Genomic DNA, 14,582 nt, shown 5'->3' with positions numbered 1-14,582 from the left:
CGTATACGTGCTCACCGCGCTACCAGTGGCATCAGCGGCACCTGTGAGGGCGGTGCGCCCTTCCGGGATCGTGGGGCCGGACGGGGCCGGGCGTTTCTCGTCGGTGGTGGGGCCGTCCTGCTCGCCGTGGCGCTCAGTGGCTGTGGGACCGATGTCGACAGTGCCCCGGTCGAGCGCAAGGCGTTCGGCATCGAGGGGCGGACGCTGACCATCGTGTCCGAGAACTCCACCATCGAACTCGTACCCGCCGACGTGGAGCGGGTCGAGGTGGAGCGGCAGGTCGACGGCTGGGTGGTGCTGGGCAGCGGGCCCGATGCCACCTGGAGGATGGTGGACGACACCTTGACGCTCAAGGTGACGTGCGACGCCCTGAGCAGCAACTGCGACTCCGTGCACCGGGTGAAGGTGCCGCGCGGGGTGACCGTGAAGGCGGGCTCGGACAACGGGCGGGTCAGCGCCACCGGGTTCGACACCCCGCTCGACCTCTCCTCCGACAACGGCGGCGTCGTCGTACGGGACTCGCGCGGGCCCCTGAAGCTGGTGAGCGACAACGGTTCCGTCGTCGCGGAAAGGATCTCCGGCAAGTCCGTGATCGCCCGGTCGGACAGCGGGTCGGTCCGGCTGGGGTTCAGCGCCGTGCCGGATCTGGTGGACTCCGTCAGCGACAACGGGGGCATCACCATCGACCTGCCGCCGGGGAAACGGGCGTACGCCGTGAACGCCTCGGCCGACAACGGCGACGTCTCCGTGGAGGTGGCCCGCAGCGACAGCAGCACGCACGTGGTGAAGGCCCGCAGCGACAATGGACAAGTCACCGTGCGAAGCGCGAACTAACCGACCCGTGTGTTCGTCCTTACCTGGTGGGAGAATGTACCGGGCAGGGCGAAACAGCACGGGAGAGGGATGTGACGGCGACACACGCGCGGCCGCAGGCAAGAGCGGGTGGGAGTTCCGCCGTCCAGGGGGTCCGGGACGTGCTGGCGCTGATGCTGCTGCCGGTGCCCCTCCTCGTCGCCGCGCTGCCCGCCTCCTTCGCCGGTGGCGGTACGCGCCGCTGGTTCGGCGGGCGCGGGGAGAACCAGCGCGCCGACGCGCAGGCGGCGAAGGACGCCGCCGCCGAAGCCTTCTACGAGCTGGACACCGCTCAGCGCGACCTGCGGATCTCCATCGAGACGATCACCGCGGTCGACAGTTCCTCGCGCGGCCGCAGGGCGGCGGACGACTTCGCCGCGCTCGGGCGGCGCATCGACGAGGTCAGCCACGCGTACATCACGGCCGTCGACGCGCACGACCTCGACCGGGACGATCTGGAACCGTCCGTCGCCACCCACGCCCGGACCGAGCTGACCCGGGCCAAGGACGATCTCGTACGGGTCAGGGGCGAGCTGGACCGGTTCGCGCAGGGGCTCGGCCCGCTGCTCGGCAGTGCCGAGACCCAGCTCGCCCGGCTCGTGCCCGCCGTGGAGCGGGCCCGGCAGGCGCTGCTCGGTGCGAGCAACGCTCTCGACGCGGTACGGGCGTCCGGGCTGCGGGCGGACGATCTCGCGGCACGGCTGGCGGCCCTCGCCCCGGAGCTGACCAAGCTCAATCAGGGCGCCGGCCGGCACGGGGTGGCGGAGACGCTCCAGCGGGCCGACACGGTGCTGCGGGACGCCGAGGCGGTACGGGCCGAGGCCGAACGGCTGCCGGAGCGGGCCGCCGAGATCGACCGGCGGCTGGTGTCGCTGCGCACCCGTGCCCAGGCCCTGACGACGCGCGCGGGGTCGGTCGAGCCGGTGCTCAGCGAGCTGCGGCGGCGGTTCTCGGCCGCCTGCTGGCAAGACCTCCAGCCCGTCCCGAAGCAGGCGTCGGTGAACATCCGGCAGGCCGAGGAGAAGCTCGCCGAGGCCGCCAAGGCCCGGGACGAGCAGCGCTGGCCCGACGCCATCTCCCGGCTGAGCACGGTCCGGGCCCTGCTGAACGCGACCGATGAGGCGGTGTCCGCCGCCGGTGACCGGTTGCGGCGGCTGGACGCCGTGGCGAAGGACCCGGAGCAGGAGATCCAGCGGACCCGGTTCGCCATCCGGGACGCCCAGCGGCTGGCCATGGCCGGACGCAACACGCCCGATCCGCGCCATGCCCGGCCACTGGACGACGCCGTGGCACGGCTGGATCGTGCCATCAGCGGCCTTGAGGGGCGGCACCCCGACTACTGGCACTTCCTGACCGAGACCGAGGCCGTGCGGCAGACCGCGGCGCGGGTGGTCTCCGAGATCCGTGAGGAGCGCGGGGCCGGAGCCTGAGACGGGGCCGGGGGGGCCGGAGCCTGGGCCCGAGCCGCCGCGTCTGATTTGTCCCGTTGTCGTGGGTGGTCGATCCTGGAAGTACGCGGCTTCACAGGAGGCCAAGGAGTCCGACATGGCCATTCACGCACGGCATGAACCTCGCGCACCCCTCGCGCCTCGCCCGGTGCGGCCGCGTCCCCTTCGGCGGCGCACCGGCATCCGGCTCGACGAACACCTCCCGGTCGACCACCGGCTCAGCCAGGTCTACCGGATCGGAGCCGGGCTGACCGGACTGGTGCTGCTCGCCTTCGGTGTCCTCGGGCTGATCGACAAGGTCGGCTTCTTCGACACCGGTGGCGCCACGGTCGCGGGCCTCAACACCAACGGCGCCCTCAGCGTGCTGTCCATCTGCGTCGGGCTGCTGCTCTTCGCCGGAATGGTCGTCGGCGGCAACTTCGCCTCGACGCTCAACATGGTCCTGGGCATCGCCTTCATCCTCAGCGGCTTCGTGAATCTCGCGATCCTGGACACCGGTATGAACTTCCTCGCCTTCCAGATCCAGAACGTCCTGTTCAGCTTTGTGGTCGGCCTGATGCTGATGTTCTTCGGGATGTACGGGAGGGTCAGTGGCGGCCTGCCGCACGACAACCCCTACTGGCGCGCCCGCCACCCGGAACAGGCCGCCCACGAGACCCGCCGCGGGCGGCCGCCCCTCACCATGCCGGACGCCCGCGGGTAGGCCGCCCGGTGCGAGCGGGTCGGAGGACCGAGCCCACACCTTCGGGCGTAGCCCCGTACCGGCGTTGGCTCTAGCCTGGGGCCATGCCTCGCTATGAATTCCGCTGCCGCACCTGCGGAGACACGTTCGAACTCAGCCGCCCGATGGCGGAGTCCTCCGACCCCGCCGCCTGCCCCGCCGGGCACGACGACACCGTGAAGCTGCTCTCCGCCGTGGCCGTGGGCGGATCGGCCGCGTCCGCACCCGCCCCGTCCGGCGGCGGAGGCGGAGGTGGTGGCTGCTGCGGCGGCGGTTGCTGCGGCTGAGACCCGAGCGACGAACGCCTCAGAGCCGACAGACGGACGGGCGGGCGGCGGGCCGGCGCTACTTCTTACGGGAGAGCGTCAGCCCGTCCGCGACCGTCAGCAGCACGCTGTCCATCCGGGCGTCGGCGCCGACATGGTCGTTGAACTCCTTGATCGCCGCCGCTCCCCCGGTCGCCTCCGGGTCCGTGACACCGCCGTGGAACAGCACGTTGTCCGTGGCGATGACGCCGCCGGGGCGCATCCGGGGCACCAACTCCTCCCAGTACGGGATGTAGTTGCCCTTGTCCGCGTCCAGGTAGGCGAAGTCCATGTGCGGCTCGGGCGGCATCGCCCGCAGGGTGTCGAGGGCGGGCGCGATGCGCAGGTCGATGCGGTCGGCGACGCCCGCCTTCGCCCATGCCTCCCGGCCGTACGCCGTCCACTCCTCCGAGATGTCGCACGCGATCAGCACCCCGCCCGCCGGAAGCGCCTGGGCCATAGCCAGGGCGCTGAAGCCGGTGAACGTGCCGACCTCCACGATGTGCCTGGCCCCCGTCAGCCGGACGAGGAACGCGAGCAGCGGGCCCTGTTCCGCGGCCGACTGCATCCCGGCGTGGCGGGGAAACCGCGCGTAGGTGGTCTCCACCAGCTCGCGCTGGACCGCGTCCAGCGGCGGGTTGTGCGCCAGCATGTACGCGTACAGCTCGTCCGTGATCCTGGTTTCGTTGCCCTTGGTCATCGCGCGTCGCTCCTTCGTGCGGTCGGTCTCTCGTACGCAGCTTGACCAGCGCAGGGCCGCCACGCCCGGAAGCCCGGCCCTACGCCGTGTCCGCGCCCAGGAACCGGCGCAGGATCTCCTCGCCCGCCGCTATCCCGCTCTCGCTCAGCGCCTCGACGTGGGGAGCGCTCCAGCCGCTGTCGGCGAGCTCTCCGTGGCCGGGGCGCCAGCCGCGGTCGGCGGCCAGCAGCAGGTCGGCGTCGAGGAGCGAGTCACCGGCGGCGAGGGTGCGGGTGGCGCCGCAGCGGCGGGCCACCTCCCGCATCGCGGCGCTCTTGGTGAGCGGCCTGGGCACGGCGTAGATCTTCCGGCCCTGGAGCGAGACGGTCCAGCCACGGCCGTCCGTCCACTCCGCCAGCTCCTTCACCCAGTCCTCGGGCAGCAGCGCGCGTTCGACGACGAGGTAGGCGAAGAGGTCCTCGGCGACCCGTTCCTTGAGCAGCCACGCCGGGTCGGCGGCGGCGACGAGGTGGGCCCGGACCTCGGCGAGCGAGGCGCATTCGTCGGCGAGCCGGGTCGCCACCTGTGCCTGCCAGTCCGGGTCGGAGACCCCGTCGACCAGGAGGTGTCCGCCGTTGGCGCAGATGGCGTAGCGGGGGGCCGGGCCGGGGAGGTGGATGCGGTGGTACTGCTCGCGGGTACGGGTGGTGGCCGGTACGAAGACCGTCGAACGGGCCACGTCCCGCAGGAGTCCGGCCGCCGTCTCCGTCACGTACGAGAGCGGCTTGTGGTCGTACACCTCCACGCAGAGCAGCCGGGGGGCCTCTGCGTCCGGCACGGTGAGGTGGAGCGCCCCGGAGGAGTAGATGAGGGTGCGGTCGAGGTCGCTGGCGACCATGGTCACCGCACCATCCACGGCGGAGGCCCCGATGGAGATCCCGGTCGACGTCTCGGTGGAGGTCTCGGTGGAGGTCACTTTTCCGTCACCGCCTTGCCGTCCGCGCCCGTCGCACCCCTGGTGAACCGCGGGTGGATCAGGCCCACGCAGGTGTACGGGAGTTCGTCGACCTCCTCGACCGGGACCCCGCGCTGAGCTGCCAGCAGCCGGATGTGCTCAAGGTCCGCGCCCGCGCCCCGCTGGGCGAGGATCTTCCACGGGACCCGGCGCAGCAGTACGCGCGTGGTCTCGCCGACACCCGGCTTGACCAGGTTGACGTCATGGATGCCGTACTCCTCGCTGATCCGCTCGACGGCGGCCCAGCCCTCCCAGGTGGGTGCCCGGTCGGCCGCCAGCAGCTCCTTGACCTCGGCGTCGACGTCGTCCACGACCTCGTCGAAGCGGGCGGCGACCGTGTCGAGGAAGTGGCCGGACACATCGGCGCCGGCCAGCTCCCGGTAGAACTTCGCGCCGTGGAAGTCCTCGGGGCCGACCAGGTCGGCGCGCAGGACCGTACGGGAGATCAGGCCGGAGACCGTGGAGTTGAGGCACGCGGACGGAATGAGGAAGTCCTCGCGCGTGCCGTACGTACGCACGCAGCCGCCCGGGTCGGCCAGGACCGCGATCTCGGGGTTGAAGCCCTCGAACTCGGCGAGTGCCACCGCCAGTTCGCGGGTGATGGCACCCTTGCCGGTCCAGCCGTCGACGAACACGACGTCGGCCGGGTCGTGGTGGGCGGCCAGCCAGCGCAGGGCGTTGGCGTCGATGCCGCGCCCGCGCACGATGGAGACGGCGTAGTGCGGCAGGTCGAGGCCGTGCCGGTGCTGGGCCCAGCGGCGCATCAGTACGCCGACGGGGGTACCGGCACGGGCCAGGGAGACCAGCACCGGGCGCGGGCCGCGCTCGGCGAGGACGGTTTCGGTGACGGTCCCGACGGCTCGGGCGATGCGTGCGGCCGAGGTGTCCAGGGCCGCTTCGAACAGGGCCTGGTACTCGGCGCTGGGCTGGTATTCCACGGGCAGCGACTCGGCGTAGTGCGCGCCACCGCTCTGTATCGCCTCCTCGCGCTCCTCGGTGGGCGCTTCCAGCTCCGTGTCCGAGAGGTCCTGGAGCAGCCAGCCGACATCGGTGGCCGCGTAGGAGGAGAAGTCGGGGCCGCGGAGGGGCTCGGGCAGCATGCGGGGTTCCTGCCGGTCGGAGGCGTGCGAGGGGGCGGGCAACGAGGCGCCCGAGGGAGTGGGGGCGGAAGCGGGGGCGGGCGCCGGGGTGTACGAGGGGACGACCGCGAGCAGGACCCGGCCGGTGTGCGCTGCGAGCCCGGCCAGCAGGCCGTCCGGGGCGTGCAGCTCGGGGGTGTCGGCGGTGGAGTCGACGACGGCCACGACCGCGTCGAAACCGGCGCCCGCCACGTTGTAGGCGTACCGGTCGCCGGGGCCGTCGGCCGGGTTGTCATGGGCCGGGAAGACCAGTCGGCTGCGTATCGCGTAGCCGGGGTCGTCGACGGCCAGGACGGGTGAGCGGGTCGTGGTCGAATACCGCACGTCGGCGTCGGTGAGGGCCTCCAGCGCGGTGCCGAGGCGCAGCGGCGCGTACATCAGCTCCTCGAAGCCGAGGACCAGTACGCGGCGGGCGTCGCCCAGCGCGTCGGCGATCCGGGCGGCCATGCCCGGCAGTGCCGGTTCCAGGAGCGCCCGGTGGGCGGGGGTGAAGCCGTGCCGGCCGCCGTCGGGGACGCCGGTGGGCCAGGCCAGCGGAATCCGGGTGAGGGTGGCCGCCGGTGCGCTCGGGGACGCCGTGGTCTTCCGGGACGTCCGCCCCCGCTCCGCCTGCTCCTCCCTCTCCTGCGCGGCGACCAGTGCCTGGCCCCGCTCCAGGACGCCGTCCGGCAGGCCGACCGTCCCCGAGCCGCGCGCCACCAGGTCGACGCGGGCACCGATCTCGGCGGCGAACTCGGCCAGTCGGCCGCGGTCCCGCTCCGATCGCATGTCCACCAGCGCCACGACGACGTACCGCTCGCGGGGATACAGCTCATGGAGCATGCGGATGGTGTTGAGCACGGTGTCGCCGGTGGAGAACTCGTCGTCCACCAGGACCAGCGGCGCGGGGGCACCGTCGGCACCGGGGCCCGCCAGCAGTGCCCCGTCCTCCGGCAGCAGCAGGTGCGACGTGGCGTGCGAGTGGGACTCCTCGAAACCGCCCGCCCTGGCGACGCCCTCCACCGGGCGTCGCGTCGAGTGCAGATACGGGGCCGTCCCGAGCCCGTCCGCGACGGCGTGGCCGAGGCCGGTGGCCGTTTCGGCGTAGCCGAGGACGACCGCGCGGGCGGCCTCGGTGTCACCCAGGAGCGCCCGCACCCGCTCGCCCAGTTCGAACCCGGCGCCGTACACCACCGAGGGCCGCTGCGGCACATGCTTGCCGAGCACGTTCGACACGAGCAGATGCGCCCGCTTGGGGTTGCGGCGCAGGGCGAGGCCCAGCATTTCCTGGAGCTCCCCGTCGCCGATCAGCTCGACTCCCAGTCGCTCGGCAACCCAGCTGCCCGACCACACCACGTCCACGGTCTCTTCTCTCGTCGCGCGCTCGCTCATCGACGCGCGCTCAGTTCGCCAGGCCGGCGGCCAGCAGTTCCACGAAGCCGACGTCTTCCCTCGCCACACCGAAGACCTCGGCCCGCAGGAGCGTGCGCTCGGCCCAGGCCCGGTGGGGCTTCACTTCGTTCATCTTGTTCGTATACGCGGAACGCAGTACACCGCCGCCGTCGCGTTCCGGCCGCAGGATGTCCTGGGCGTCGCTGAACTCTTCGTGACTGACCACCGACAGTGCGTGCACGGGGGCCACGTGCGACGGGTGGATGCAGGTCTTGCCGAGCAGCCCGTTGGCCCGGTCGAGCCCGATCTCCCGCAGCAGGCCGTCCAGGTCGTGCGCGATGAGTGCGGTACGCAGTTCCTCCGCCCGGCCCTCCAGGAAGGGGCTGCGGCGCAGCTGCGGTTTGAACATGCGTTCCTGGAGGCGGAAGTACTCCCACACCGGTCCGGTGATCGTGAAGCCCGTCCCGTCCGCCCTGCCCAGGACGTTGACGACATCGCCGATGACGGCACCGACGATCTGGACGTCGTACGCCGTCATGTCGGGCGCCCGGCGCAGACCGTAGGCCGAGCAGAAGTCGGTGACGCCGAGCCGCAGCGCGAGGACGCGGTCGCGGTACTTGTCCACGGAGCGGGCGATTCCGTGCAGGGTTTCGCTCCGGGTCTCCAGATGGAGGAGCTCCGGCGATTCGAGAACCGGCATGGCGAACAGCCTTTGCCCACAGGCCGCTTCCGCTTCGGCGAGCGCTTCCAGGAAGAGCGTGCCCCGCTCCTCCGTGAATTTCGGTAGTACGAATCCGGACAACATCCGGACCGCGGGGCCGAGCCGGTCGACCAGGTCGATGATCTGGCCGGGCTCGCGGACCCGGATGAAGAGCAGCGGGACCTCGTCGGGCCGCGTGGCGAGCTCCGTGAACTGTCTGACCAGGTTCGCCTCGGCCTCGACCACCTCGGCGTCGTTGATCGAGTCCTCCAGGCAGAGCACCATGGAGACGACGCCGAGCCCCGCCTGTTTGATCACGTCTTCGGCGAGGTTCGGCCGGGTGGCCGGAGAATAGAGGGTGGCTCCCAGGGCGACCGACAGCAGCCGGGCGGACGAGCTCGCGTTGAATTCGCACGGCTCCTGGAAGAACAGGCCCTCCCGGGCAGCGGGCGAGATATGCCCGAAATGACGCATGAGTTTCCCCCGAACTGCCTGACCGGCTGGACAAACGTATGGCCGGTAATAGTACGTACGGGCGGGTGTCAACAGTTCCCCATGTGCATGAATTTCCGGTTACCCGCCCATTGCCCACTCCCTCCGCACGGTATTGTCACGCCTCCCCCGGGCTCCGCCGGGCCCATCCGTTGTGCCCCCCGCGTTGTCCGCACGGGCGGCCAGCAGGCAGGATGACGGGCATGACGCACGCGATGCTGAAGGGCTCGAACGTCCCCCTCGACGCCATGGCCGTACGGGCCGTGCTGCGCTGGACCCCGGGGGCCGGCGTTCCGGATGTGGATGCCTCCGCCCTGTTGCTGGGCGCCTCCGGCCGTGTGCGCTCCGATGAGGACTTCGTCTTCTACAACCAGCCCCGGCACCCCTCCGGTCTGGTGCGGCGGCTGCCGAAGCGCAGCGTCGCCGAAGGGCTGACCGACACGATCGAGGCGGATCTGGCCGCGCTCGATCCCTCGGTGGACCAGGTGGTCATCGCCGCGTCCTCCGACGGCGCGCCCTTCGAGCAGGTCCGGGATCTGCGGATACTGCTGTTCGACGCCGCGCTCGCGGACGGTGAGCCGATGGCCGTCTTCGATATCAGGGCGGAGACCGGTGAGGAGACCGCCATCATCTGCGGGGAGCTCTACCGGCGCGGGGAGGGCTGGAAGTTCCGGGCGGTCGGACAGGGCTATCCGACGGGTCTGATCGGGCTCGCCACCGCCTTCGGGATCTCGGTCGACGAGTCGGAGGCGGAAGCGCGGGCGGAAGCTCAGGCTCAGGAGGAAGCCGCCCAGGGGCCGCTCCCGGCTCATCCGCTCGCCACGGACTCGCAGGCCACGGTCCAGCACCAGCAGCCCGCGTACGGCTATCCGCAGCCCGCCTCGCCGCCCCCCGCCTACGGCTATCCGCAGCCGACATCGGCGCCGCCCGCGTACGGCTACCCGCAACCCGTCTCCGCGCCGCCCACGTACGGCTACCCGCAGCCCGCCGCGGCCGCCGCCTTCGCACCCGACCCGAACTTCGTGCTGCCCCCGCAGGGCCCGCAGTTCGTTCGTTCCTGAGCCGCCGGGCCCCGGGGTGCCAGGGCCGGCCGCTGGGCACCGGCGCTCAGGCCCGGGTTTTGTAGCCGCGCCCCCACTGCATCCCGAAGCCGTACATCCGGTCCAGCTCCGACTGGAAGCCGTAGACGAATTTCACCTCGCGCCGCACGATGAGCTCGTCCTTGATGTTCTCCACGGTGAACACGGCGCAGGAGCGGGCCTGCGGGGCGCGCTCGTCCAGCTCGATCTCGATGCGCGGGCCGTTGCCCGGGTAGAGCGTCACCTTGGCGTGCGTACGGTCGAACGCCGGCGTCTGGTCGTAGATGTAGCAGAAGAACAGCAGCCGCTTGATCTGGTCGCGCTGGTCGAGATTGACGTAGACCGTCTCCCCCGACGGTGCGCCGAAGCGGTCGTCGCCGCTGAGCCGGATGTACGGCGGGCCGTTCAGATCGCCGATCAGGTTGCCCAGCGGCTGCACGACTCCCTTGGTGCCGTCCTGGAGTTCGTACATGCAGCCGAGGTCCAGGTCGACGTTGACCATGCCCTGGGTGTGCGCCTGGACCACCTCGGGCTTGAAGAGCTTGAACGGGCGCAGGAGCGAGCCGCTCCCGCGCGACCCGCCCGAGATGTCCGAGCTCCGCATCCGCCAGGACAGATTGACCCGGAGGTTGCCGGAGAGCGCGCCCTGTTTGTTCAGCGAGACCGTGGCGTTCCGTTTGGAGAGCACGATCGAACTCGTCGCGGAATTGCCCGACTCGAACTGCGCCGCGCGCCCCGGCCACAGGCCGTCGAAGAAGCCCATCCCAACCCCCACCTGTTTCGCGACCGGTATCCCGACCCCACCCGCATGTACCGCGCTGTCCCGCGCATCGGCACGGGACACATCACTGCGGGGCGGCCACCGGGCCGGGTCCGGGTCCTACCGGAGAGCCGTCGCCGTGTGGGCCGCCCCGCAGAGAGCGTTCCTCAATACCTACCGGGTCACACCCCGGAGGAGACTTCCGCCTTGGATCCCGGGCTGTCGCCCCCGTCGCCGCCCGCCGCGGCGATCGCCTTGTTGCGGCGCACCGAGGACCAGAAGGACCAGCCGATCAGTACGACGCCGACGAGGCCGGTGATGAGCTCGTTGATCTGGTACTGGATGGTGATGAGCAGGATGACGGCCAGCGCGCCGATCGCGTAGTGGGCGCCGTGCTCCAGGTAGACGTAGTCGTCCAGCGTGCCCTGGCGGACCAGGTAGACGGTGAGCGAACGGACGTACATGGCACCGATACCGAGGCCGAGGGCCATCAGCACGATCTCGTTGGTGATGGCGAAGGCGCCGATGACACCGTCGAAGGAGAAGGACGCGTCCAGGACCTCCAGGTAGAGGAACATGAAGAACGCGGCCTTGCCCGCGAGGGCGACGGCGGAGACGGGCTTGCCCGCCTTCTTGGCCTCTTCCTCGGCCTCGTGCTCCCGCTCTTCCTCCTCTTCGAGTTTGTTCTCGAAGAATCCGGAGAGCCCGCCGACCACGAGGTACGTGATCAGACCCGCGATACCGGAGAGCATGACGGTCGATGCCTTGTCCGCGTGCCCGCCGCCGTGCTGGTGGGCCTGGGTCGCGAACGTCATGGCCGAGATCATCAGAACGATCAGCGCGACGCAGACCGACAGCATGTCGACCTTGCCGAGCTTGGCGAGCGGACGCTCGATCCAGCGCAGCCACTGGATGTCACGGTCCTCGAAGATGAAGTCGAGGAAGATCATCAACAGGAACATGCCACCGAAGGCGGCGATCGACGGATGTGCGTCCGTGACCAGTTCCTTGTACCTGTCAGGGTCGTTGAACGAAAGGTCGATGGCCTCGATCGGCCCGAGTTTGGCACCGATGGCCACGATCACGACGGGGAAGACCAGCCGCATACCGAAGACCGCGATGAGCACGCCCACCGTGAGGAAGATCTTCTGCCAGAAGGCATTCATCTTCTTCAGGATTCCGGCGTTGATCACCGCGTTGTCGAAGGACAGCGAGATCTCCAGGACGGACAGGATCGCCACCACCCCGAATGCCTGCCACCCCCCGTAGAACACCGCTGCGACCAGACCGAGCGCGGTGACCGCGAACGACCAGCCGAAGGTTTTCAGAACCACTGGCTACCCCATCGTGTTATGTAAGGGTCTCCCCCGGTGAGTACGGGGCTCCCCCGCGCCGTGCGCGGCTTTACGAAACGTTGACCCCGAAGTCTAGAGCGATACCTCGCAGCCCCGACGCGTACCCCTGCCCCACTGCACGGAATTTCCACTCGCCGTTGTACCGGTAGAGCTCGCCGAAGATCATCGCGGTCTCCGTCGAGGCGTCCTCGCTGAGGTCGTAGCGCGCCAGTTCCTGGCCGTCCGCCTGATTCACCACGCGGATGAAGGCGTTGCTGACCTGGCCGAACGTCTGCCCGCGATTGTCCGCTTCATGGATCGAGACGGGGAAGAGAATCTTGTCGCAGTGGGCGGGCACCTGGTCGAGGTGCACGATGACCGACTCGTCGTCGCCGTCACCCTCACCCGTGAGGTTGTCACCGGTGTGCTCCACGGAGCCGTCCGGGCTGGTGAGGTTGTTGTAGAACACGAACCACTCGTCACCGAGCACCCGGCCCGACTGGCACAGCAGGGCGCTGGCGTCGAGGTCGAAGTCGGCTCCGGTGGTGGATCGTGCGTCCCAGCCGAGCCCGACCAGCACCTGGGTGAGGTTGGGAGCGGCCTTGGAGAGGGAGACATTGCCTCCCTTGGCGAGCGTGACGCCCATGTGTGTCCTCCCCGAGTCGTTGGACGATGTCGCCGGACGCTCGGACGCCCGGACGCAGGCGCGTGAGCGCCCTGGTGAGCGCGTCCGGCGCCGCACGGGGTGCGGCGCCGGACGGGGACGTGCGGGTGCGGCTCAGCGCCTCGGCGGAGCCGTCACCGGGTGCCGGGTCAGACGTTGACGCCGAAGTCCTGCGCGATACCGCGCAGACCCGAGGCGTACCCCTGACCGATGGCGCGGAACTTCCACTCCGCACCGTTGCGGTACAGCTCGCCGAAGACCATGGCGGTCTCCGTCGAGGCGTCCTCGCTCAGGTCGTAGCGCGCGAGCTCGGTGTTGTCCGCCTGGTTGACCACGCGGATGTACGCGTTGCGCACCTGGCCGAAGCTCTGCTGGCGGCTCTCGGCCTCGTAGATCGAGACCGGGAAGACGATCTTCTCCACGTCGGCGGGAACGCCCGCCAGGTTCACCTTGACGACCTCGTCGTCACCCTCGCCCTCACCGGTGGTGTTGTCACCGGTGTGCTCGACGGAACCGTCGGGGCTCTTGAGGTTGTTGAAGAAAACGAAATTCCCGTCGTTTCCGACCTTGCCCTCGGCGTTCGTCAGCAGCGCGCTGGCGTCGAGGTCGAAGTCACCACCGGTGGTGGTACGGGCATCCCAGCCCAGACCGACGATGACCGCGGTCAGGTTGGGCGCGGCCTTGGTCAGCGAGACGTTGCCGCCCTTGCTGAGGCTGACTCCCACGAGTCCTCCCATAGGTTTTCAGGGGCCGGCAGACACCAGCGTCCCCGTAGTGCGTTGGCATCGGATCAACGAATGGATCCTAGTGACCGGTTCCCGGCCAAAACAGGCTTTTGGCCGGGCGGTGCGAATCCGGGGATCAGATCGCCGCGAGCGCCGCGATGTAGTCCTTCAGGTCGCGCGCGTCGGGCAGACCGTTGACGACGGTCCAGCGGACGACGCCCTCCTTGTCGATGATGAAGGTGCCGCGCACCGCGCAGCCCTTGTCCTCGTCGAAGACGCCGTACGCCCGCGAGGTCGCGCCGTGCGGCCAGAAGTCGGAGACCAGCGGGTACTCCAGGCCCTCCTGCTCGGCGAAGACCCGCAGGGTGTGGATGGAGTCGTTGGAGACGGCGAGCAGCTGGGTGTCGTCGTTCTCGAACCGCGGCAGCTCGTCACGGAGCGCGCACAGCTCGCCCGTGCAGACGCCGGTGAAGGCGAACGGGTAGAACAGCAGCACCACGTTCTTCTCGCCCCGGAAGTCCGAGAGCCTCACGGTGCGGCCGTGGTTGTCCTTGAGCTCGAATTCCGGAGCCTGGGTGCCGACCTCGATCGCCATGGAAACGCGTCCCTTCGCTACTTCACCGCTTCACCCGGACTGGTCCGTCCGGGTGGTCACCACCCTACGCATGGGCGGTGCGCCGGCACGTACGAAGGCCCCCGGCGGCGTACTGCCGTCGGGGGCCCCGGGTGGTGAGAGAGAGGGTTCAGCGCTTGGCCTTGGCCCCCTTGGGGGTGACCAGACGGCTACCCGTCCAGTCCTTGCCCGCGCTGATGCTCTTGGTCTGGGCGAGACCGGCTGTCTGGGCAGCCTCATTGATGTCACTCGGTTCGACGTATCCGTCACGGCCGGTCTTCGGCGTCATCAGCCAGACCGTACCGCCGTCCTCGAGCAGACCAATGGCATCCACCAGCGCGTCCGTAAGGTCGCCGTCCTCGTCACGGAACCAGAGCAGGACGACGTCGGCGACGTCCTCGTAGTCCTCGTCGACGAGATCCTGGCCGGTAGTGGCCTCAATGCCCTCACGGAGCTCCAGCTCGACGTCTTCGTCGTAGCCGATCTCCTGGACCACCTGTCCGGGTTCGAACCCCAGGCGTGCTGCCGGGTTGGTCCGTTCCTCCGCGTGGTCCGCGGTCGCGCTCACGGGATGCCTCCTGATCATGTTTCGGAAAATGCTTCAGCCACGCGCGTGCGCGGGGCATTGGCCGTAGTCCACACGGGCTCGGCGAATCGCGCAAGTACCCAGCGTGCGAGACCGCCT

General features: G+C 70.0%; 15 protein-coding genes. 5 read left to right on the top strand and 10 right to left on the bottom strand.

All coding sequences use genetic code 11. The features are described 5' to 3' along the window. Window positions 1–117: 117 nt before the first annotated feature. The 4 genes from OG413_RS19650 (at window position 118) to OG413_RS19635 (ending at window position 3,308) form a co-directional block, all read left to right on the top strand. Window positions 118–834, top strand: coding sequence for a DUF4097 family beta strand repeat-containing protein (locus tag OG413_RS19650; RefSeq protein WP_266810255.1), 717 nt, complete (start codon window positions 118–120; stop codon window positions 832–834). A 71-nt stretch (window positions 835–905) separates the two neighbouring features. Then, window positions 906–2,282, top strand: a complete 1,377-nt coding sequence (locus OG413_RS19645; protein WP_266807248.1) for a hypothetical protein — start codon at window positions 906–908, stop codon at window positions 2,280–2,282. 115 nt (window positions 2,283–2,397) lie between these two features. Continuing rightward, window positions 2,398–3,003, top strand: coding sequence for a DUF4383 domain-containing protein (locus OG413_RS19640; RefSeq protein ID WP_266807246.1), 606 nt, complete (start codon window positions 2,398–2,400; stop codon window positions 3,001–3,003). 83 nt (window positions 3,004–3,086) lie between these two features. Further along, on the top strand, window positions 3,087–3,308 hold the full coding sequence (locus OG413_RS19635; RefSeq protein ID WP_266807245.1) for a zinc ribbon domain-containing protein: 222 nt from the start codon (window positions 3,087–3,089) through the stop codon (window positions 3,306–3,308). A gap of 58 nt (window positions 3,309–3,366) precedes the next feature. Here OG413_RS19635 and OG413_RS19630 read toward each other — a convergent pair whose 3' ends face one another. The 4 genes from OG413_RS19630 to OG413_RS19615 all read right to left on the bottom strand — a co-directional run bounded on the left by OG413_RS19630 (window position 3,367) and on the right by OG413_RS19615 (window position 8,704). Next, window positions 3,367–4,026, bottom strand: a complete 660-nt coding sequence (locus tag OG413_RS19630) for an O-methyltransferase (RefSeq protein ID WP_266807243.1) — start codon at window positions 4,024–4,026, stop codon at window positions 3,367–3,369. Window positions 4,027–4,105: 79 nt separating this feature from the next. Then, window positions 4,106–4,903 carry an HAD family hydrolase gene (locus OG413_RS19625; protein WP_266810253.1) on the bottom strand — a complete coding sequence of 266 codons (798 nt, stop codon included), beginning with the start codon at window positions 4,901–4,903 and terminating at the stop codon, window positions 4,106–4,108. Window positions 4,904–4,977: 74 nt separating this feature from the next. After that, a complete protein-coding gene (locus OG413_RS19620; RefSeq protein WP_266807241.1) occupies window positions 4,978–7,530 on the bottom strand; it encodes a phosphoribosyltransferase in 2,553 nt (850 codons plus the stop codon). Window positions 7,531–7,540: 10 nt separating this feature from the next. Further along, complete coding sequence (locus OG413_RS19615) at window positions 7,541–8,704, bottom strand: HpcH/HpaI aldolase/citrate lyase family protein (protein WP_266807239.1); 1,164 nt, start codon at window positions 8,702–8,704, stop codon at window positions 7,541–7,543. A 221-nt stretch (window positions 8,705–8,925) separates the two neighbouring features. Between OG413_RS19615 and OG413_RS19610 the strand changes: the two genes are divergently transcribed. Then, window positions 8,926–9,783: a TerD family protein gene (locus OG413_RS19610; protein WP_266807237.1), complete on the top strand. Its 858-nt coding sequence runs from the start codon at window positions 8,926–8,928 to the stop codon at window positions 9,781–9,783. 46 nt (window positions 9,784–9,829) lie between these two features. Here the strand turns inward: OG413_RS19610 and OG413_RS19605 are convergent, their stop codons facing one another. From OG413_RS19605 to OG413_RS19580, 6 genes are all read right to left on the bottom strand, one after another. Then, the gene (locus tag OG413_RS19605; protein ID WP_266807235.1) at window positions 9,830–10,564 is read right to left on the bottom strand and encodes a Tellurium resistance; all 735 of its coding nucleotides are present in this window, start codon (window positions 10,562–10,564) and stop codon (window positions 9,830–9,832) included. 179 nt (window positions 10,565–10,743) lie between these two features. Further along, window positions 10,744–11,895 carry a DUF475 domain-containing protein gene (locus OG413_RS19600; RefSeq protein ID WP_266807234.1) on the bottom strand — a complete coding sequence of 384 codons (1,152 nt, stop codon included), beginning with the start codon at window positions 11,893–11,895 and terminating at the stop codon, window positions 10,744–10,746. 70 nt (window positions 11,896–11,965) lie between these two features. Beyond that, a complete protein-coding gene (locus tag OG413_RS19595; protein ID WP_266807232.1) occupies window positions 11,966–12,541 on the bottom strand; it encodes a TerD family protein in 576 nt (191 codons plus the stop codon). A gap of 167 nt (window positions 12,542–12,708) precedes the next feature. Continuing rightward, the gene (locus OG413_RS19590) at window positions 12,709–13,284 is read right to left on the bottom strand and encodes a TerD family protein (protein WP_073725443.1); all 576 of its coding nucleotides are present in this window, start codon (window positions 13,282–13,284) and stop codon (window positions 12,709–12,711) included. Window positions 13,285–13,420: 136 nt separating this feature from the next. After that, entirely contained in the window at window positions 13,421–13,879 is a 459-nt protein-coding gene (locus OG413_RS19585) for a peroxiredoxin (protein WP_266807229.1), read from the bottom strand. A gap of 148 nt (window positions 13,880–14,027) precedes the next feature. Beyond that, a complete protein-coding gene (locus tag OG413_RS19580; protein ID WP_266807228.1) occupies window positions 14,028–14,465 on the bottom strand; it encodes a DUF3052 domain-containing protein in 438 nt (145 codons plus the stop codon). Window positions 14,466–14,582 lie beyond the last annotated feature (117 nt).

The sequence above is a fragment of the Streptomyces sp. NBC_01433 genome (assembly GCF_026340105.1).
Lineage (GTDB): Bacteria > Actinomycetota > Actinomycetes > Streptomycetales > Streptomycetaceae > Streptomyces.
Note: the sequence above shows the minus strand (reverse complement) of the source record. Positions and strands in the feature narration are given on the sequence as shown.